General features: G+C 58.8%; 18 protein-coding genes and 1 pseudogene. 4 read left to right on the top strand and 15 right to left on the bottom strand.

Annotated features, from left to right (window positions below; translation table 11 throughout):
- Positions 1–23 precede the first annotated feature (23 nt).
- Positions 24–821, bottom strand: coding sequence for a hypothetical protein (locus tag AC3Y64_RS16305; RefSeq protein WP_489984470.1), 798 nt, complete (start codon positions 819–821; stop codon positions 24–26).
- Positions 822–1,792: 971 nt separating this feature from the next.
- Here AC3Y64_RS16305 and AC3Y64_RS16300 point away from each other — a divergent pair.
- Positions 1,793–2,350, top strand: coding sequence for a nucleotidyltransferase family protein (locus tag AC3Y64_RS16300; protein ID WP_489984469.1), 558 nt, complete (start codon positions 1,793–1,795; stop codon positions 2,348–2,350).
- A gap of 81 nt (positions 2,351–2,431) precedes the next feature.
- Here AC3Y64_RS16300 and AC3Y64_RS16295 read toward each other — a convergent pair.
- Positions 2,432–2,656: pseudogene (locus AC3Y64_RS16295) on the bottom strand (LysR substrate-binding domain-containing protein); the annotation flags it as partial.
- A gap of 722 nt (positions 2,657–3,378) precedes the next feature.
- Between AC3Y64_RS16295 and AC3Y64_RS16290 the strand changes: the two are divergent.
- The gene (locus tag AC3Y64_RS16290) at positions 3,379–4,086 is read left to right on the top strand and encodes a class I SAM-dependent methyltransferase (RefSeq protein ID WP_489984468.1); all 708 of its coding nucleotides are present in this window, start codon (positions 3,379–3,381) and stop codon (positions 4,084–4,086) included.
- A gap of 34 nt (positions 4,087–4,120) precedes the next feature.
- On the opposite strand, the gene chrA is transcribed toward AC3Y64_RS16290, so the two are convergent.
- The gene (chrA, locus tag AC3Y64_RS16285; RefSeq protein ID WP_489984467.1) at positions 4,121–5,326 is read right to left on the bottom strand and encodes a chromate efflux transporter; all 1,206 of its coding nucleotides are present in this window, start codon (positions 5,324–5,326) and stop codon (positions 4,121–4,123) included.
- A gap of 148 nt (positions 5,327–5,474) precedes the next feature.
- Here chrA and msrA point away from each other — a divergent pair, with 148 nt between their 5' ends.
- The gene (gene msrA / locus AC3Y64_RS16280; protein ID WP_489984466.1) at positions 5,475–5,981 is read left to right on the top strand and encodes a peptide-methionine (S)-S-oxide reductase MsrA; all 507 of its coding nucleotides are present in this window, start codon (positions 5,475–5,477) and stop codon (positions 5,979–5,981) included.
- Positions 5,982–6,167: 186 nt separating this feature from the next.
- On the opposite strand, the gene AC3Y64_RS16275 is transcribed toward msrA, so the two are convergent.
- The 4 genes from AC3Y64_RS16275 to AC3Y64_RS16260 form a co-directional block, all read right to left on the bottom strand.
- Positions 6,168–6,785, bottom strand: a complete 618-nt coding sequence (locus AC3Y64_RS16275) for a glutathione S-transferase C-terminal domain-containing protein (protein WP_489984465.1) — start codon at positions 6,783–6,785, stop codon at positions 6,168–6,170.
- A gap of 15 nt (positions 6,786–6,800) precedes the next feature.
- Complete coding sequence (locus AC3Y64_RS16270) at positions 6,801–7,496, bottom strand: type 2 periplasmic-binding domain-containing protein (RefSeq protein ID WP_489984464.1); 696 nt, start codon at positions 7,494–7,496, stop codon at positions 6,801–6,803.
- Between the two features lie 241 nt (positions 7,497–7,737).
- Positions 7,738–8,658, bottom strand: coding sequence for an EamA family transporter (locus AC3Y64_RS16265; RefSeq protein ID WP_489984463.1), 921 nt, complete (start codon positions 8,656–8,658; stop codon positions 7,738–7,740).
- 3 nt (positions 8,659–8,661) lie between these two features.
- Positions 8,662–9,933 carry an MFS transporter gene (locus AC3Y64_RS16260; protein ID WP_489984462.1) on the bottom strand — a complete coding sequence of 424 codons (1,272 nt, stop codon included), beginning with the start codon at positions 9,931–9,933 and terminating at the stop codon, positions 8,662–8,664.
- A gap of 114 nt (positions 9,934–10,047) precedes the next feature.
- On the opposite strand from AC3Y64_RS16260, the gene AC3Y64_RS16255 reads away from it, so the two are divergent.
- Positions 10,048–10,503 (top strand): winged helix-turn-helix transcriptional regulator, encoded by a 456-nt coding sequence (locus AC3Y64_RS16255; protein WP_489984461.1) that lies wholly within the window; start codon positions 10,048–10,050, stop codon positions 10,501–10,503.
- Positions 10,504–10,883: 380 nt separating this feature from the next.
- Here the strand turns inward: AC3Y64_RS16255 and AC3Y64_RS16250 are convergent, their stop codons facing one another.
- The 8 genes from AC3Y64_RS16250 to AC3Y64_RS16215 form a co-directional block, all read right to left on the bottom strand.
- A complete protein-coding gene (locus AC3Y64_RS16250; RefSeq protein WP_489984460.1) occupies positions 10,884–11,777 on the bottom strand; it encodes a LysR family transcriptional regulator in 894 nt (297 codons plus the stop codon).
- Positions 11,778–11,858: 81 nt separating this feature from the next.
- Complete coding sequence (locus AC3Y64_RS16245; RefSeq protein WP_007913032.1) at positions 11,859–12,911, bottom strand: alpha/beta hydrolase; 1,053 nt, start codon at positions 12,909–12,911, stop codon at positions 11,859–11,861.
- 48 nt (positions 12,912–12,959) lie between these two features.
- On the bottom strand, positions 12,960–13,904 hold the full coding sequence (locus AC3Y64_RS16240) for an alpha/beta hydrolase (protein WP_489987985.1): 945 nt from the start codon (positions 13,902–13,904) through the stop codon (positions 12,960–12,962).
- A 121-nt stretch (positions 13,905–14,025) separates the two neighbouring features.
- Positions 14,026–14,799 (bottom strand): carboxymuconolactone decarboxylase family protein, encoded by a 774-nt coding sequence (locus tag AC3Y64_RS16235; protein ID WP_007913034.1) that lies wholly within the window; start codon positions 14,797–14,799, stop codon positions 14,026–14,028.
- Between the two features lie 229 nt (positions 14,800–15,028).
- On the bottom strand, positions 15,029–15,496 hold the full coding sequence (locus AC3Y64_RS16230; protein WP_007913035.1) for a (R)-mandelonitrile lyase: 468 nt from the start codon (positions 15,494–15,496) through the stop codon (positions 15,029–15,031).
- Between the two features lie 62 nt (positions 15,497–15,558).
- Positions 15,559–16,551, bottom strand: a complete 993-nt coding sequence (locus tag AC3Y64_RS16225; protein WP_007913036.1) for an aldo/keto reductase — start codon at positions 16,549–16,551, stop codon at positions 15,559–15,561.
- Between the two features lie 24 nt (positions 16,552–16,575).
- Positions 16,576–17,166: a flavodoxin gene (locus AC3Y64_RS16220; protein WP_489984459.1), complete on the bottom strand. Its 591-nt coding sequence runs from the start codon at positions 17,164–17,166 to the stop codon at positions 16,576–16,578.
- Complete coding sequence (locus AC3Y64_RS16215) at positions 17,163–18,152, bottom strand: aldo/keto reductase (RefSeq protein WP_489984458.1); 990 nt, start codon at positions 18,150–18,152, stop codon at positions 17,163–17,165. The genes AC3Y64_RS16220 and AC3Y64_RS16215 overlap by 4 nt, the downstream gene beginning before the upstream one ends.
- Positions 18,153–18,452: the final 300 nt, after the last annotated feature.

Here is an 18,452-nt window from a genome sequence, read left to right as displayed (position 1 = left end):
ACCTATCGGGGTGTCCGGGGAAATTAGACCACTGCAAAGTCAATTGAGCCTCTTCTCAGCAGAAATGCGTCGAGAACGGCTAACAATTCCCTGACTTCTTCCTCCTTCTCCGATCCGGCGAGTAAGTGTGCGACATTGATCGCAGCGACCACCTCATGTCTTGCAATCAAGTATCGAAGAATAGCTAGTGGCACTAGCTTGCCAGATGAACGCTCCGCCAGTATTACCATTTCTTTAGTATCAAGCGAATCCGAATCGGCCAGTAGTTGCAGTTGGTAGAGATGCTCGCGCGAGCTCATGAAATCGGGGTGAAGCAGAGCTGCCGCTTCGGCGAAACGTTCGTCGGCTAATGCCCGCTCCATGGCCAAGTTCCGGACACCACTATCGGAAGCGTGTTCATTGATCATGCGCAACTCGAATTGTGCCCGCAGATTTGCATCGCCAATTCGTTCGGCGATGCGGGAAGCAATATAGAGAGAGCTCAACATGAGTTCATCATGGGCAATTCTGTCTAGCAATTCCTTGGCGTCAGCGTCAGCTCCAGCGTCCGCACACACATGTGCCATCCGTAGCAGTACTTCTGGTTCAGGATCAGCCGGGAGTATCAGCTTTTTGAACTCGTCATAGGCGTGATCCGCCAAACCAGCGCTATGAAGCATTTGAATGGCTACAGCCCTAGTATCCGCCTCATCTCCAAGCTCCAGGCCACGGAGATGCGCGAGGGCTGCCCCTACCTCCCCATTTGCCAGCATCTGATCGCACAAATTAAGACCCTGCTGGATGCTCGATTCCCAATTGGAATAGCCATTATCCTGACTCATAATTACTCTCCTGAACCTTCATCCTTGCAGCTTTAGCGTACGGGCAAAATGCCCAATATGTAATTCAGTTGTCGCTGATGATTCTGCCGATGCACTGGAGCTGAAGAGGCGTCGCTCACCTTATTTTGCTTAAATCAGGTCGGCACCCACTATTCTCCCGTAGCTCCGGCGTCTGGTTAAAAGACGCGCTCACTATTGTCTTTAATTACGGGGTCAGAATGTGAGTTCGCAGGCAGTTGCCTATGAAATCTCTACTTCGCCCCCTGCATCAATAAGTCGGAGATGGAGAGGTATGCGTGAGCTTTATCTTCGGCTGCGGAGGGGCTACAGAGGTAGGCTTTCGTGCAATGGTCAGTACGTTCCTTGGTGGCGGTTGGCTTTTATCACAGACTTCGATCCTCTAATCACCTGCTTGAGGGTTACCCAGCGGCTGGGACGTAGGATCAGTTGACCACTACAGTTCGGGCTTCGAACCCCCCGTGGCGCTTGGCTTGTAAACCTTTTTTTCACCGTAATCCACAGTGGTTTACAGCGAAAAAGTGGTTTACAAGCTGCTATAGAGGGCTGCCACGTGTGCTGTCTTACACCTGCTTCTTGCGAAGGTTGGTTGGCACCCAAGAAGCGTGGTTATTTCACCGACATCAAGATCCGGTCCGCGGATGCGGAGAGACGCTTTGGAACGTGTCACTGGCCCCATGAATTATTGCCTCCATTAAGTGGGATAGCAGCCTTCTGAAATGACTCAGCATCCGGTTGTGAGCTGGCATTATCTGGAGTCTATTACGCGAGTGGCCGCTTCTGGCCGAAAGCTGCCATTCGCAAGCGCTGGAATATCTAATCCAATTTCCATCTGCCGTTTGTCCTGGTCGAGTGCATGGGGCAGAGTTACAAAGCTCGTTTAGCGAAGCTGCGACTGAGCGCGTGTGGCCCAAACTCTCGACGCTGTGACCAATGACAAGATAGGGAACAGGATGAACTACGAAACGCAGCTAACGGCTTTGCTGGCTGAAGATCGGGTACGGATGCAGGTGCTGCGGACTGTTCGTGGCCTTGATTTGCCGGATTGCTGGGTCTCGGCAGGTTTTGTGCGCAGTCTGGTCTGGGATCACTTGCATCAGCGCAAGGTTTCAGCGTTGCCTGAGGATATCGATGTCATCTGGTTCGACGCGGCGAGTGCTGATAAAGATGTCGATTCAGCAATGCAAGGCGAGCTGTCGCAGCGTTGTAGCACCGTGAACTGGTCGGTAAAAAATCAGGCACGCATGCATCAGCGCAACGCCGATGCCCCCTATCATTCGGCAACCGATGCAATGACGTATTGGCCGGAAACCGCCACGGCGGTGGGCGTCAGGCTGGGGCCTGACGATGAAATAGAAGTGTCGGCGCCGCTGGGGCTAGAGGATCTGTTCTCGTTGGTGCTGCGACCAACCGAGCGATTCCGCACTGACAAATACGCGCTGTTCCTGGGCCGGGTTCAATCCAAGAGATGGCAGGAAATCTGGCCGAAATTGATCGTCGTCACGGCGTGATGAGAGGTCTGCGCCAGTTTACGTAGCCGAGGTCGAGGTTCGTCAATTCTGATTTCATCATTGGCAACCGGCGTTTTGTTGCTATACCAAACCGCGCTTGACCTCTTCGCTGATCAGGTCAGCCATCATCTGCACCGGTTCAGTCAGGCTGCTGCGCGAGCGATGTATCAGTCCTATATCCCGGTGAAAGGTGTGTTCGCCAAGATCGAGCGCGCGGACGCCTGCCGGCCATTGCGGATCGGGGGTTGTTTGCGGCACCAGCGCAACGCCGACGCCGTTTTCCACCAGTTTGACGATCGCCTCCAGCCGCAGACCTTTCATTCCAACAAGAAGGCTTGCAGGAGGTGGGAGTCAGCAAATCTTTTGGCCGTATGGGAACGCAGTCAGTGGCGAGCGGTAAGTCATTCGCCACTGGTTTTAACCCGATTCCAATCCGTACAATGTTTTAGCCTCTGATCTGCGACAGGTAGTGTTTGATTTTGTCGTATTCCTCCAAAGTCATTTCGAAAGTGACCTGCAGCTTTTCAGTCGGGGAAGCCTTTTCCAGACGCTTATGCAACGAGAACCAAACCCTGAATATCAAGGATACACAGAACAAATAAATGATGAGGTAGAAGCTGAATACAAGGATGAGTTCTGAGCTTTCTCTGAAATTCAACAGCGAGCCAAGGTATATCAGTGCATTGGTGGAGATGATGAATAGAAAGAAGAATATCCATCCCAAGAAGTTGTTCATGACTGATGTAACTTTCATTTTTCCAATTTCCTACCGACCTGCTATTCAGCGACCGGCGAACGATAAATGCTGCGCGGCAGGCGTAACAGTCTGCTGATTCTGGCGAGTGCGTAGGCAATGACATCTACCTTTGTAGTCTTAAACGCTCTTACGCATCGAAATGATTCAATCATCGCTAATTGAGAATACTGTGAGCACGCATTCCCACCAGGAATGCAGCACATAAAATTAATGAATTTTTCTTGTCTCACCACCCGGCGTAAGTTGCTCCAAAGGACATGGAGAATCGCCTGTGAACACATCCTCAGCTGAAAAGTTCGACACTTCCCGCGCTAACGAATACGCCCGCCAAAGCCGCATTGCGCTGGCCGGCTATGACGCCTGTCACGATCTCGCAGCGTGCATGCTCGCCGCCAGTCTTGGCCAGTCCCGTCCGGCAAAAATACTGGTGGTCGGCGCTGGTGGGACGGCGCAGGAAATCATCGCCATGGCTGCATTGGAACCGGCGTGGCACTTCACCGCTGTAGATCCTTCCGAGCCCATGCTGGAAACCGCCGTGCAACACTTGCAAGCCAATGATTTACAGCACAGGACGACGGTGCATCTTGGCCACGTTGATGATTTGCCGGCGGACGAACTCTTCGACGCTGCAACGCTCATCGGCGTCCTCCATCACCTGAAGGGCGATGAAGCCAAACAGCAGATTCTGCGCTCGATTCAGGCGCGGCTGAAACCCGGCGCGCCGCTGATTGTCGCTGGCAACCATTACGCCTACGCCAGCCAGCCGTTGTTGCTGGAGGCGTGGGGACAGCGTTGGCGGCAGCAGGGTGCGAGCGCGGAGGAGGTGAGGGCCAAGCTGGGCAAAATTCTTCAGGGCGCGGATCCGCCGCATTCCGAGGCAGCGGTGCAGCAACTGTTGACTGATGCAGGATTTGGCCCGGCGACGCGGTTTTTCAGCAGTCTGTTCTGGGGTGCGTGGCTGACGTGTAAAACCCGTTAAGCGACAGGGCGTGACCCTAACGCGGCCAGGCCTTTTATAGACTGCTCAGAACCGCGCCCGCCAGCGCTGTCCCGACGACAACCCGCCACGCTGGCAGCTTCCAGTACATCAATGCAATCAGCGCAACGAATGCCAGGGACAGGTCTTGAGGGGTGAGAATGGCGCTGGTCCAGACGGGGTTGTACAGCGCGGCCAGCAGCAGGCCTACCACGGCGGCGTTCACTCCGGCCAAGGCTGCCTGCGCACGCGTATGGCGGCGCAAGTGCTGCCAGAACGGCAAGGCGCCCACGATCAGCAAAAACGAAGGTGCAAAAATCGCCAGCAAACAGACAACGCCGCCGATCCAGCCTGAGGGGGCGATGTTCATTGACGCACCGAGAAAAGCGGCGAACGTGAACAAGGGACCTGGCACGGCTTGCGCTGCACCGTAGCCGGCCAGAAACGCTTCGTTGCTGACCCAGCCTGGGGGCACGACTTCGGCCTGTAGCAGGGGCAAAACGACGTGGCCACCGCCAAACACCAACGCGCCGACTCGGTAGAACGCGTCCACCAGCGCCACGCTTTGATTGGCGAACAGTTCGACCAGCAAGGGCAGGCCCACCAGCAGCGCAACGAAGAGTGTCAGACAGATTGCACCGGTTCTTTGGCTGATCATGATCGGCAGCGCTTCATGCTCGACACGTTGCTGGGGTTTGAACAGCATCAGGCCGGCCAATGCGGCGATGACAATCACGCCAACTTGTGCCCAAACCGACGGTACAAGTAACGCGAAGCATGCGGCAGTCGCCATCAGGGCTATTCGCGGCGCATCGGTACACAGTTGGCGTGCCATCCCCCAAACGGCTTGCGCCACCACCGCGACGGCGACCACTTTGAGCCCATGCAGGGCGCCGGGTGGAAGTGCGGCAGCATAATGGGAGAGGCCCAGCGCAAACCCGATCAACGCAATGGCAGAGGGCAAGGTGAAACCCGCCCAAGCAGCGAGTGCTCCTGAATATCCGCCCCGCAACAGACCGATCGCCATGCCGACCTGGCTGCTCGCCGGGCCCGGCAAAAACTGGCAGAGCGCGACCAGATCCGCATAGCTGCGTTCGCTCAGCCAGCGCCGTCGTGTAACGAATTCGTTATGAAAATACCCCAAGTGCGCGACCGGCCCGCCGAAAGAGGTCAGGCCAAGGCGCAGAAAAATCAGAAACACCGTCCAGGCACTGCTTTGCTCAACGGGAGGCAGTTCAGTCATGTCGTGGCGTTCCGACTCAATAATCGGGCTACGATAGCGCATTCGCTTGAATCGAGACGCCTCGACAACGCTGTTCGACCTTGGAATTTTCCGATACGCCCTCATAACAATGGCTATACCCACTGCACCCCGAGAGGACGCACAAACCATGACCACTCAAACCGAAACTGCGATTCTGGCCGGCGGCTGCTTCTGGGGCATGCAGGATTTGCTGCGGCGCTATCCCGGCGTGCTGGAAACGCGCGTCGGCTACACCGGCGGCGATGTACCGAATGCCACCTATCGCAACCATGGCAATCATGCTGAAGCCATCGAGATTGTTTTCGACCCGGCAATCATCAGCTATCGGCAGATCCTCGAGTTCTTCTTCCAGATTCACGACCCGAGCACACCCAACCGTCAAGGCAACGACCTCGGTCCAAGCTATCGCTCGGCGATCTATTACCTCAATGAACAGCAGCGCGATGTCGCCGAAGACACCGCTGCCGACGTCGATGCCTCAAAGCTGTGGCCAGGCCGAGTGGTGACCGAAATCGAACCGGCGCGGGAATTCTGGGAGGCCGAGCCGGAGCATCAGGATTACCTGGAGCGTATTCCGAATGGCTACACCTGCCATTTCATCCGCCCGAACTGGAAGCTGCCAAAGCGCGCCTGAGAGAGCAGAGTGTGACAAAGGGTCGTGCAGATGACACCGTTCGATACCGACCTCGCGCAGCAGCGGGGACGCGTCGATGCCCTGCGCTTCCAGCGTGCGGGCGATGACTTGAGCCCAGGTGGCAATGGTGTCGGTGCTTGGCATGCGGTCTCTCCGGCGTGCTCGTTGATCGATCCTCGGTATGACTCAAGCGAGGCCTTCGGCGCTGGCGGTGTGGACCACTGATTCACGCGCTCGGAAGCGTGCGAGTGCGGCTTGCAGCGCCGGGAAGTCACCCAGCACACCGACGCGGGCGCTCCAGCCGAGGAACACGCCGAGGTAAATGTCCGCCAGCGTCAGGCGATTGCCCACCAGATAATCAGTCTGTGCCAGCCGCGATTCGATCGGTTTCAGCGCGTTCGCCAGCTGCTCCAGGGCGCGCTGACGAATGCCGGGGAATGCCGCTTCATCGGCGCTGTAACGCTCGGGCCGATTGATCGGGCGAAACGCGCCGACGTGCACCTCGGTGGCGACGTAACCGAGCCAGCCTTGAATCTGCGCTCGCTCGACCGAACCTGCCGGTGCGAACAACGGCGTGCCGGGTTTGAGGTCGGCGAGGTACGGCAGGATCGCGGTGTTTTCGGTCAGCAGGGTTTGGTCATCCAGCAACAACGCCGGCACGCGACCTGTCGGGTTGATCTGGCGATACGGCGCGTTCGGGTCGCCCAGCGTCACGGGCTCGACGCTGATCGGCAGTTGCAATTCGTGAATCACGACATGGGCAGCGAATGAGCAGGCACCGGGAAAAATGAACAGCGTGGTCATGGCGAATCCTTGTTATCAGAGGCTGGCTTGTGGGGTTTGAGCGGCGGTGTCGGTCTGTTGCAGGGCGGCATCGATGAAGCGCGGTTCAGCCCAGGTCTTGACCTCGAAACCTTTGCGGATGAGCTTAGCGTCTAGCGCCAGATCAACGCTGCGCTGCAAGTTGTCGAGGAACGACGCATCGAGTTGCGGGGCGAAAATCTTCACCAGCGACTGATTTTTCGCGTCCGTGGTGAGTATGTCCGCCGGGTAACTGGCGAGCTTCGAGACCAGGTTGATGTAGTCCTGTTTGTGCTCGTCGTTGCGCAACCAGGTAATCGCCGGTTGCTGCGCTTTGATCAGGCGTGCGACCAGCTCCGGGTGTGCGTCGACGAAGGCACCACGGCCCAGCAACACACCCTGCATGCTGCCAGCGCCATCGAGGTCAACGGTGGTCAGCGGCAGCTCGGCGAGGCCGCGCGCCTTGAGCGCAATCACCCCGGCGCCGGACCATGTGGCGTCAATCTGCTTGACCGCCAGCGCTGCGTTGGCGGCTTTTTCCAAGGTCTGGCGGTCGCGCAACACATCGACAATGCCGGCCCCACTGGGCGTCGGGCCGGCGCTGATGTCCGGTATGGCGATGCGAATTTCTTTGACCGTATCGGCCAATGCCACGCTGGAAACCAATAGTGCAGAGAGGCTAAGCGCTGCTCGCGAGAGGGGAAAAGAAGTCATTCGAATCACACGTCTGCTCCTGCAAAGGCCGGCGAGGTGCCGGATCGAAGGCGCTGATATAGCGGCGTGTTAATGAGGAAATAAAATACTTAAAACTATGCTGTTTATTCGCTTGTGGCATATGGCAGATAGATCAGCGGCTGCGGGGGCGATGCTTGAAAGGCATAAAAGATATGCAAGCTTGGCAGCATCGGTCAGACACGCAGCTGATGGATCAACAGCACCAACGCGATGATGATCATCAGGCGTCGCTGGCCCGCCTGGGATCGGCGTCCGGTGTGACAGGACGCGCGAACATCGCCTTGAAAACACGCTGGCCATAGAGGCCGACGGCCAGGCCGAGCACGATCAGCACCACCGCCAACACTTTGCTTATCGGCACACTTTCGTTGAACACCACTACCGAGCCGAGCATGCCGAATAGCGGCACCAGCAGGGACAACGGCGCCACCGTGGAAACCGGATAGGTTTTGAGCAGCGAGTTCCAGATCCAGTAGGCGAACAGAGTATTGGGATAGACCTGGAACAAAATCGACAACACCGCCGTCGTGTTCACTTGGCTGACGAATGCGGTGTAGCCAGCGCTGCCGTTCACCGCGAAGTCGAGGGCGAACAGCGGGATCGGCGCAAAGGCGCTGGACCAGACCAGAAAACCGAAGACATCTTTGGTATTGGCTTTCTTGCTGATGATGTTGGCAACGCTCCACGATGCCGCGCCTGCCAGCACCAGCAACACGCCGGTCAGGCTCACTGAACCGTCACTGATCGTGATGATGCATAAAAGCCCCGCGAGGGCGATCAACATGCCAAAAATCTGGAAGCGGGTCAGCGCTTCCTTGAACACCCAGCCGCCGAGCAGGAGGGTGAAAAATGCGCTGAATTGCAGCACCAGCGACGCGATGCCCGCCGACAGCCCAGCCTTGATCCCCAGATTGACCACGCCCCACAGGCCGATGCCGAACACCAGGCCATAACCGATGAGGTAGCGCCATGCCACGTCGGGTTTACGGATAAAGAAAATCGCCGGCAATGCACAGAGACTGAAGCGGACCCCCGCCAGGATGAACGGATCGACGCTGGCCAGCCCCAGTTTGATCACCGAGAAATTCACACCCCAGATTGCCGTTATCAAAACTGCCAACGCGACGTGTCGTGGTTTCATGGATTAGTTGCCTTGATCGAGTAGGTTGGTGTCACGCCAGCCGAGGTAGATCCAGAACAGCAGGGCGACTGCGCTGATGGCGGCACCCAATACACAAACGGCGATCCAGCCAAAATGTGCATACGTGTAAGTAGCGGCAATCGCACCCACACCACTGCCCACCGAGTAGAAACACATATAGGCGCCCACCAGTCGGCTTTGGGCGTCGGGCCGGGCGGCGAAGATCAGGCTCTGATTGGTGACATGGACCGCTTGCACAGCGAAATCCAGCAACACCACACCGACCACCATGGCGAACAATGAGCTTTCAACAAATGCCGTCGGCAGCCAGGACAACGTCAGCACGGCCAACGCAACGCCTGTGGTGCGATTGCCGAAACCTTGGTCGGCGAGCCGTCCGGCCCGCGCCGCTGCCAGCGCACCGGCTACACCGGCGAGCCCGAACAGACCAATCTGGGTGTGTGAGAGCGACAACGGTGGCGCGCTGAGCGGCAGTACCATCGACGTCCACAACACACTGAACGCGGCGAAGATCAGCAGGGCGAAGGTGCCCCGGACACGCAATGTGCGCTCGGTCAGATACAACTGGAATACCGATCGCAGCAATTGCCAGTAGCCGCCCTTCGCCGGTGGCGTGGTGGAGGCGGGCATGGTACGCATCAGCACCAGGGCCATGCCGACCATCAAGGCCGCCGAGACAAAATAAACCCCGCGCCAGCCCGCCAGATCGGCGACTGCACCGGACACGAAGCGAGCCAGCAGAATGCCCAGCACCACGCCACTGGTCACGATGCCGACCGCTTCGCCACGCTGTTCGGGACTCGCCAGCGTAGCGGCGTAGGCCACCACCACTTGCACCACGACCGCCATCAGGCCCACCAGCACCATTGCGCCGAGCAACATGGCCCAGTCCTGCGACAGGCCAACCGCGCACAGGGCGAGGGCCGACAGCAGCATTTGTGTAAGGATAAGTTTCTTGCGGTTGAGCAAATCACCCAGTGGCACGATGAACAACAACCCGACGGCATAACCGGCCTGTGTCGCGGTCACGACGACGCCAATGATGCCGGGTGAAACCGCCAGGCTGGCAGCCATCGATTCCAGCAAAGGCTGGGCGAAGTAGACGTTTGCGACCGCCATCGCGCAGGTGATGGCAAAAAGGAAAGTCTGATAACGACTGAGTTTGGAGGTGGCCGGGTCTTGCGTGGCTCCACTACCGGATTTCTCGGCTTCAATATCCATCATCGTTACCGGTGCATGTGACTTGAACGGCATCACTCCATCCTTGAGAAATGTGGTTTCATAATGAAACCGATGCGTTGATTTTTATCAAATCAGGTTTTTAAATACAACCACATTTTTTTAACTGACTCGCCTCCAAGGAACACCATGGCCAGACAGCAACTATTGGCGCAGAGCGAATGCCCGGTCGCCCGCACGCTCGAAGCTATCGGCGATCGCTGGGCATTGATGATTATTCGCGACGCGTTCGACGACGTTCGTCGCTTCAGTGAGTTTCAGAAACGTCTTGGTCTCGCGAAAAACATCCTCACCGTCAAGCTCAAAATGCTCGTCGAGTTGGGCGTACTCGGCGTGCAGCCCGCATCCGACGGCAGCGCCTACAAGGAATATGTGCTGACCGAAATGGGTCGCGCCGTATTTCCCATCGTCGTCAGCATGCGCCAGTGGGGCGAGCGCTACTTGTTCAACGCAGGCGAGAGTCATTCGGTGCTGCTCGATAATGAAAAGTCGGAGCCGGTCGAGACCATCGCCGTGCGCTCCAAGGCCGGCAAAGAGCTGAGCCCGGCCGATTGTCACCGGCGGGTCGTCACGCACTGGGGGTGAGGCGAGTCGAAACGCCCGGTCGACAGCAACGCATCCGCGACCACTTGGGTATGAAGCGCCAAATACCTGAATCCAGCGAAGACCCGACCATCAGCTAATCTGTTGATCACTTGCAGATCAGCGATGAAAGGGAGTTCACATGAGGATCAGGGACGACTTGGCGTGTTCAACGTTTTTGGTCGCGCTGGTTCTCGTTTACGCATCCATTGCTGGCAACACCCTCTATCTAGGGCCTTGGTACATCATCGGCGTGTCGGTGATCCTGTTGCTTCCGGGCCTGATGCTACGTGTGCGCGCGCTGTTTCTGGTTCTATCGTTTGCAACGTAAAACTGGCGAAGACAAGAAGCATTGAACTGCCCTTGCGCCTGGGCAACTGAGTTCAATCTTTGTAGATCAAAGCGTCGACCACCACGCCGAAGGCTGACGAATGCTCGCGGCGATTCGGGTAATAGAGATGGTAGCCGGCAAACGGCTGGCACCAATCCTCCAACACCCGCACCAGACGGCCCCCGGCGAGGTCGTTGGACACCATGTCTTCAGGCAGAAAGCCCAGACCGCATCCCGCCAGCGCCGCGCGCAGAATCGGCGCGCTGCTGTTGAAGGTCCATTGGCCTTCGACGCGCGCCTTGAGTTCGTGGCCATCCTTTTCGAAATCCCATTGCATCAGGCTGCCGTGAGTCGGCAGGCGCAGGTTGATGCAGTTGTGCGCCGCCAGATCTCCCGGTTCCATCGGGTAAGGCCGCTGTTTGAAATATTCCGGCGAGCCGACAACGGCGATGCGCAGCGATGGCCCGATCGGCACGGCGATCATGTCCTTGGCCACCTGATCACCCAGTCGCACACCCGCGTCATAGCGCTGCGCGACGATGTCGGCGAGGGCGTAATCGACGGTGATTTCGACCTTGATGTCCGGGTAGTCGGGCAGCACCTTCAGCAGCTTCGGCCAGAGAATATTGTTCGCCGCATGCTCTGAGGCCTGGATGCGCACATTGCCGGCAGGGGTGTCGCGAAACTCGCTGACTGCAGCCAGTTCCAGTTCAATCTCATCGAAGCGCGGCGCCATCGATTGATACAGCCGCTGGCCCGCCTCCGTTGGTGAAACACTGCGCGTAGTTCGCGTCAGCAAGCGCACGCCCAGCCGAGTTTCCAGTGCCCGCAGAGTGTGGCTCAGCGCTGACTGCGAAACGCCCAATTGCGCGGCGGCACGGGTAAAACTGCCTTCGCGGGTGATGACCACGAAGGCTTGCAGGTCGTTGAGGTTAGCGCGGGACATTGATGAGAACCTCTCATGAGGGGCGCGGGATTAATCCATGAAAGCAGGTCGCACACAGATGCGCGACCCCCAGAGAGTTGATTACAAGGTACGGGCGTAGAACGTGGTCAGTTTGCCAATCGCGGCATCGACATAACGCGGCACCCAGTAGGTTTCAATGTGGGTGGCGCCATCGAGGATGAACACTTCCTTGTCGGTGGTGCCGGTGGCTTTGGGGAACGCATCCTGGGTCATGTACAGGCTGTCGGCCTTGCTGCCGGCGATCATCAGCAACGGTTGATTGATCAATTCGATATGGTCGGTGGCGTCGAAACGCATCAGGTCAATAAGGCTGCTGGTGGTGTATTTGAAGGTCGAGTTCGGGTGCGCGTGGGTTTTCCAGTAGTACTCATAGCCTTGGCGATACAGTTCGAAAGGCAGTTTGGCAATCTGCTCGTCGGTGAGGTTGGCATCCCCCGAATACAGCACCGCGCCCCCCGCTGCTTCTTGCGCGCGGGCAGCTGATGCCTGCTGCAAACGTTGCTGGATGCTGTCCATTTGCGAGTCGTTGTAGCCGTTGCGGCGTACTCGACCCGAGTTGAACATGCTCACCGTCGCCAGGGATTTGAAGCGTTTGTCGGTTTGCGCCGCCGCCAACGAATAACCACCGCCGCCACAAATGCCGAGCAGGCCCAGACGATTGTCATCCACGCCAGCGAACTGGCTGATGAAATCGGCCATGCCGTGAATGTCTTCGATGCGATACGCCGGTTTATCGATGCTGCGCGGCTGGCCACCGCTGGCGCCCTGATAGGCCGCATCGGCCGTGATGGTGATGTAGCCCTGTTCGGCGAGCCGCTGGGCATAGAGACCGGCGACTTGCTCTTTTACGCCGCCATTGGGATGCGCAACCACCACGGTCGGGTAGTTCTTCTTCGCGTCGTAGTTGGCAGGAGTGTAGACATTGGCGGCGATGTCCAGCCCGTTGAGCTTATAGCTGACCGGGTGGATGTTGACCTTGCCCGGCTCGTTCTTGCTGATCGCGCCGTCATAGGCGAGTGTGAACGGGTTCTTCTTGTAGTCAGCGGCTAACGCTTCGCCCGCCGAGAGACCGACCAATGCCGACATGAGCGTGGCTTTGAGAGTGTTTTTCACGTGAAGCTCCTGAGCAAAAAAAGGGCGGCAGTAGCAAAAGTATTTGGGTCAGTCCAGCTGTTTTTCTTTGAGGAACTGCGCGACCAGATCAGCGATCTGCACGTTGTTCAGATCCGACATGGGGAAATGGGTATTGCCGTGAATGCCAATATCCGGCAGGTGTATCAGTCGCACATCACCGCCATGGCGATTGACCGCGTCACGCCAGAGCCGGGCCATTTTCAGGCGTGCGCGCCAACTGTCCTGAGCGGGCAGATCGACTGTCTGTTCCGGAATGTTGTCTCCGTACAGGATCAGGATCGGAATGCGCGTCAGTGCCATGAATTGCTCCATCGGCACCGCTGCGCCTTGCACCGTGTCGAACGCGCTGGGAATCGGCGCCGGCACTTCACCGTCAGCAAACACGAAACTGCTGCCCGGTTCGAACGCCACGATGGTTTTGACCTTGTCGTTCTTGATCGCCGTCAACCAGCCCGGCCCGCCACCCTGAGAATGCGTAAACAGGATGCCGGGGCCGATTTTGTCGAACAGCGCCGACACACCATCGGAGACCACGCCCATGTCAAACGGCCCGGTGTTCGGCGTCATTGCCCTGAAAAACTGCTCGCGGGTCTGGGCGTCCTGTGCCACTTGCACGCCGTTGAAGTAGCGGGGCCAAAGGCCGATGCGGAACTGGTTGAACCACAGTTGTTCGTCCGGCACAGGCTTGATGGTGGTCTCGACCATGCTGCGCCCGGCATCACCACGCCGGGGCTGATCGATCAGATAGACGCCGTAGTGGCGGCGCAGAAAGATGTTCTGAAAACCCTCGCGACCATCGGCGGTGGTTTCCCAGGTCTTGGAAAACTGACCCGCGCCGTGCCACATGACGATGGGCAGTTTTCGCGCGTCCGCCGGGATTTGATAGAAGGCGTAGACGTGGTCACCGTGGTAGGTCTGGCCGTTGGGTGTCATCGGTTGGCGCGGGTTGAAGGTGCCCGGTGCCGTGGTCATCGTTCCGCCGGCGGCGAAGCTGCCTTGTTTCTGGATCAGCAGCGGGCCTTCGGAGTGGTTCGCGCAGGCCGCCAACAGGCTCAGCAGCGTGACGCTCAGTAAATGCTTTGCAGATTTCATGTCATTTCCCCGCTGTTGCGAGCGCTTGGGTCAGCGCTGCGCTTGCCCGCTTGGCAGTCTGTGTATCGCCATGCTTTTCAAGCAGCTCGGTGACCTGGCGCAACTGTGCCGCACTTAGCCCGACGCGCAGGCTCGCCGCCATGTGCGAACGCAGTTGCGATTCCACGCCCGGGGACGCTGCCAGCGCCCCGACTGTCGCCAGTTCGCGGCTTTGCCAGTCGAGGTTGTCGCGCTCGAAAATGTCGCCGAACAGATGGGTTTGCAGGAACCGGTTGATCACCGGAGCGAACTCGAACACCGGGCCTTTGACCGGGGCGCCGGAGATTTTCGTTTGATTCGCCGTACCCGCTGCCAATAGCTCATCCCCGACCGGAGTCGCCCGGCTCGGCTCACGTCCCGGCGCATCGTCAAGGCCGCGTTGTTTGCGCGCCTGCACCACGGTCATCAATTCATTCAAGGCGTTGAGGCTGCGGGGGAAGCCGACGTAGGCGTAGAGCTGCACGAGAACTTCACGGGTTTCGCTAATGGTCAGGCCGGCATCAAGCCCTTGGTTGAGCGCCGTGTTGAGGTTGGGCATGTCGCTGGTCGCCATGAACGCCGCGATCAGTGGAATGGCTTGTTGCTGGCTCGACAAGCTGGCTGCGCTGGCGGGTGTGCTGGTCATGGTGGGCGAAGCCTCGGCTGCTTGAGTGGTGACGCTGAACATCGCCCCGACGCCAAGGCAGAGCGCCATGAGTGTGGGGAGTGCAGTGCTGTTGCGGGTGTCAGTGATCATCGTGAAGGGCTCCATCCATTGCGGGGCGCTGCGGTGTCGCTGAATCGTACGGAGGTTGGTTATGGCGATTAACCCTGATATTGCGCATGGGTTCCTGAGCAGAACTCATGAATCGACGGAGCAGTCATCGCAGAAATCCAGACGCAACCCCGCAGATTCGGGGCTTAGACGTCGACTAGTCGATTGCCCCCAACGTGCCGGGAGCGCAACTTCGACACATTCCGTAACTTCATTTACCGGCGTATTGCGCATCCGAGACCTGTTCCCCCCAAGTGACGGTCTTGCCGTCCTCGGCTTCAGCGATGGCGATGTGGGTCATGCCGTTGCTGGCCGTGGCGCCATGCCAGTGACGGGTGTTCGGTGGAATCCAGACACTGTCGCCCGGACGGATCTCCTGACGCGCGCCACCCTCTTGCTGCACATAGCCGACGCCGGCAGTGACGATCAGCGTTTGCCCCAGCGGATGGGTGTGCCACGCCGTGCGTGCGCCCGGCTCGAAGGTCACTGTGCCGCCGCCGATGCGCGCCGGCGGTTCACCTTTGAACAGGCCATCAACGCGCACCGTGCCGGTAAAGTTTTGCGCCGCGCCCTTGACCGAGGGCTGCGCGCCGTTTGGCGTGATGCGGATTTCGCCGGCGGCCTGGGACTCTGCCGCCATCAGTGACAAAGCAACGAGTGGCGCAATCAATCGGTTCATCGGATTGGTTCTCCGGTCAGACAAGAAAAGCGGCGCCGCCCGTGGCGCCGCGTTGGGCAGACTCAGAGTCCGGTCATTTTCAGTGCCGATTCCGGCAGGCGTTCACCGTGCACCTGAATCTGCGCGATCTGCTCGTTGATCACGCGCAGATCGTCGCCGGTCAATTGCAGTTCGACCGCGCCCAGATTCTCTTGCAGTCGATGGGGTTTGGTCGTGCCAGGGATCGGCACAATCCACGGTTTTTGTGCGAGCAACCAGGCTAGCGCGACTTGCGCAGGTGTCGCGTGCTTACGCTCAGCGACGACTTTCACCACATCGACCAGCGCCAGGTTGGCCTTGCGCGCTTCGGGGGAAAAACGCGGGACGAAGTTGCGGAAGTCGCTGGCGTCGAACTGCGTGTGCTCATCGATCTGACCGGTGAGAAAACCGGCGCCCAGCGGGCTGAACGGTACGAAGCCGATCCCCAGTTCTTCCAGCACCGCCAGCAGCTCCAGTTCCGGGCCGCGCCAGAACAGCGAGTATTCGCTCTGTACCGCCGTGACCGGTTGTACCGCGTGGGCCCGGCGGATGGTTTCCACACCTGCCTCAGACAGGCCGAAATGCTTGACCTTGCCCTCGGCGATCAATTCCTTGATGGTGCCGGCGACGTCTTCAATGGGCACCTGCGGATCAACGCGGTGCTGATAAAACAGGTCGATGTGATCGGTACGCAAGCGCTTCAACGACGCCTCGGCGACGGCGCGGATACGCTCCGGCCGGCTATTGGTGCCGCCGCCTCGTGCGCCGGTGATCGGGTCGATATCGAAGCCGAACTTGGTGGCGATGACGACCTGCTCGCGGATCGGCTGCAAGGCCTCGCCCAGCAGCTCTTCATTGGCGAACGGGCCATACGCTTCGGCGGTGTCGAACAAGGTGACGCCTTGCTCGTGGGCCGAACGAATCAGCTTGATCATGCTGGCTTGGTCGGCTGCCGGCCCGTAGGCCGACGTCATGCTCATGCAGCCAAGGCCCAATGCAGACACTTCCAGGCCATTGCCCAACGTGCGGTTTTTCATTATGTCACTCCGTACAGAATTCGATTAATGCGTGAGAGGGTGATCGTTCAACCAGCCGTTCACGCGTTCCATGGTCTTGCGCTCCTGCTCACCCTCCATCACAAAACCTTCCAGAACCTTAGCTTTCGGTGCGTGCTTGAGGAGCACGCTGCGGCTGTTGCCCAAGCCATAACCGCCGTGAGTGTTAAAGGGGATGAGGGTCTTGCCGGTCAGGTCGTGGGCGCTGAGGAAGGCGCGTACGATTGGCGGCGCGGTTTCACCCCAGATCGGAAAGCCGAGGTAGATCGTGTCGTAGTCGCTGAGGGCGTGAACCGTGTTTTGCAGCTCGGGTTCGAAGCCGCTGTCACGCTCCTGGCGCGCCTGTTCCACGGTTTGCAGATAGTCCTCGGGGTAGGCGTGGGCCGGGCGAATCTCGAACAGATCGGCACCCAGTCCACGCTGGATCAGCCCAGCGACCACGCGGGTGTTGCCCGAGCGCGAGAAATACGCGACCAGAATCCGCGAGCCCGAACGCGGGGTTTCACGGGCGCCTTGCGTGTCGGCGAGCGACAGCAGCGGGGCGCTGGCCAGTGCGGCGATGACCGTGCGCCGCAGCGGATCGTGATCGTTGCTCATCGGCCGACGCGCGCCTTGAGGGCCTCGGGATAGCGCTCGCCTTCGATGCGGATCTGCGCCAGCGCAACATCAATCGCCTGGAGTTCGGTCGCGTCGAGGGTGATGTCCGCGCCGCCGAGATTTTCCTCCAGACGATGCAGTTTGGTCGTCCCCGGAATCGGCACAATCCACGGTGCCTGCGCGAGCAGCCAGGCCAGCGCGATCTGTGCCGGTGTCGCTTGTTTCTGCGCGGCGATCTGGCGGATCAACACCACCAGGCCCTGATTGGCCTGCAGCGCCGACTGGCTGAAGCGCGGCACGATGCTGCGGAAATCGTCGCTGCCGTAAGTGGTGTCTGCCGACACCGTGCCGGTAAGAAATCCTTTGCCCAGCGGACTGAACGGTACGAAGCCGATACCCAGCTCCCAAAGCGTCGGCAGGATTTCCTGCTCGGGCTCGCGCCACCACAGCGAGTATTCGCTTTGCAGCGCCGTGACCGGCTGCACCGCATGCGCACGGCGAATAGTCTGCGCGCCAGCCTCCGACAGGCCGAAGTGCTTGACCTTGCCTTCGCTGATCAGGTCTTTCACCGCCCCGGCGACGTCTTCGATGGGCACGTCCGGATCGACGCGGTGCTGGTAGAGCAAATCGATGTAATCGGTTTTCAGTCGACGCAACGAACCCTCGACAGCAACCCGAATGTGCTCCGGGCGGCTGTTGAGAATCTGCTGTTTATTGTCGTCGCCGAAGGTGAAGCCGAACTTGGTGGCGATCACCACTTGATCGCGCACCGGTGCCAGGGCTTCGCCCACCACTTGCTCGTTCAAGTAAGGGCCGTAGACCTCGGCGGTGTCGAAAAAAGTCACGCCGCGATCGACCGCCGAACGAATCAGCGCGATCGCTTGCTGAGTGTCCGTCGCCGGGCCGTAACCATGGCTCAGGCCCATGCAGCCGAAACCGAGTGCCGATACTTCAAGTGAGCTTTTGCCGAGTGTGCGCTTGTGCATTTCGTTCTCCCGAATATGGCGTTGGGGAACAGTAAGCGCGCTAACCACTGAGCACTAGACGGGTAAATCGGCAAGGGCTCATGAGCGCTGTTCATCAGTGCGTCTGAACGCGGAAAATGTGGCCCTCGCTCATCAACCCGGCAAGGGGCTATCAAACCCGATCACTGTTTCTCAGTGACCGACAACGATAGCGCTCGCAGCTTGGTGTTTAAAATCTCGTCTGTATGGCCATTTGCGACCGTCGCGATGGTGATGACCTTCTTCAGTAAAATTACCGCTCGTCGCCTGTACAGGTTATCG

It is taken from the genome of Pseudomonas sp. 4CAES_32.4, assembly GCF_058136335.1.
Note: the sequence above shows the minus strand (reverse complement) of the source record. Positions and strands in the feature narration are given on the sequence as shown.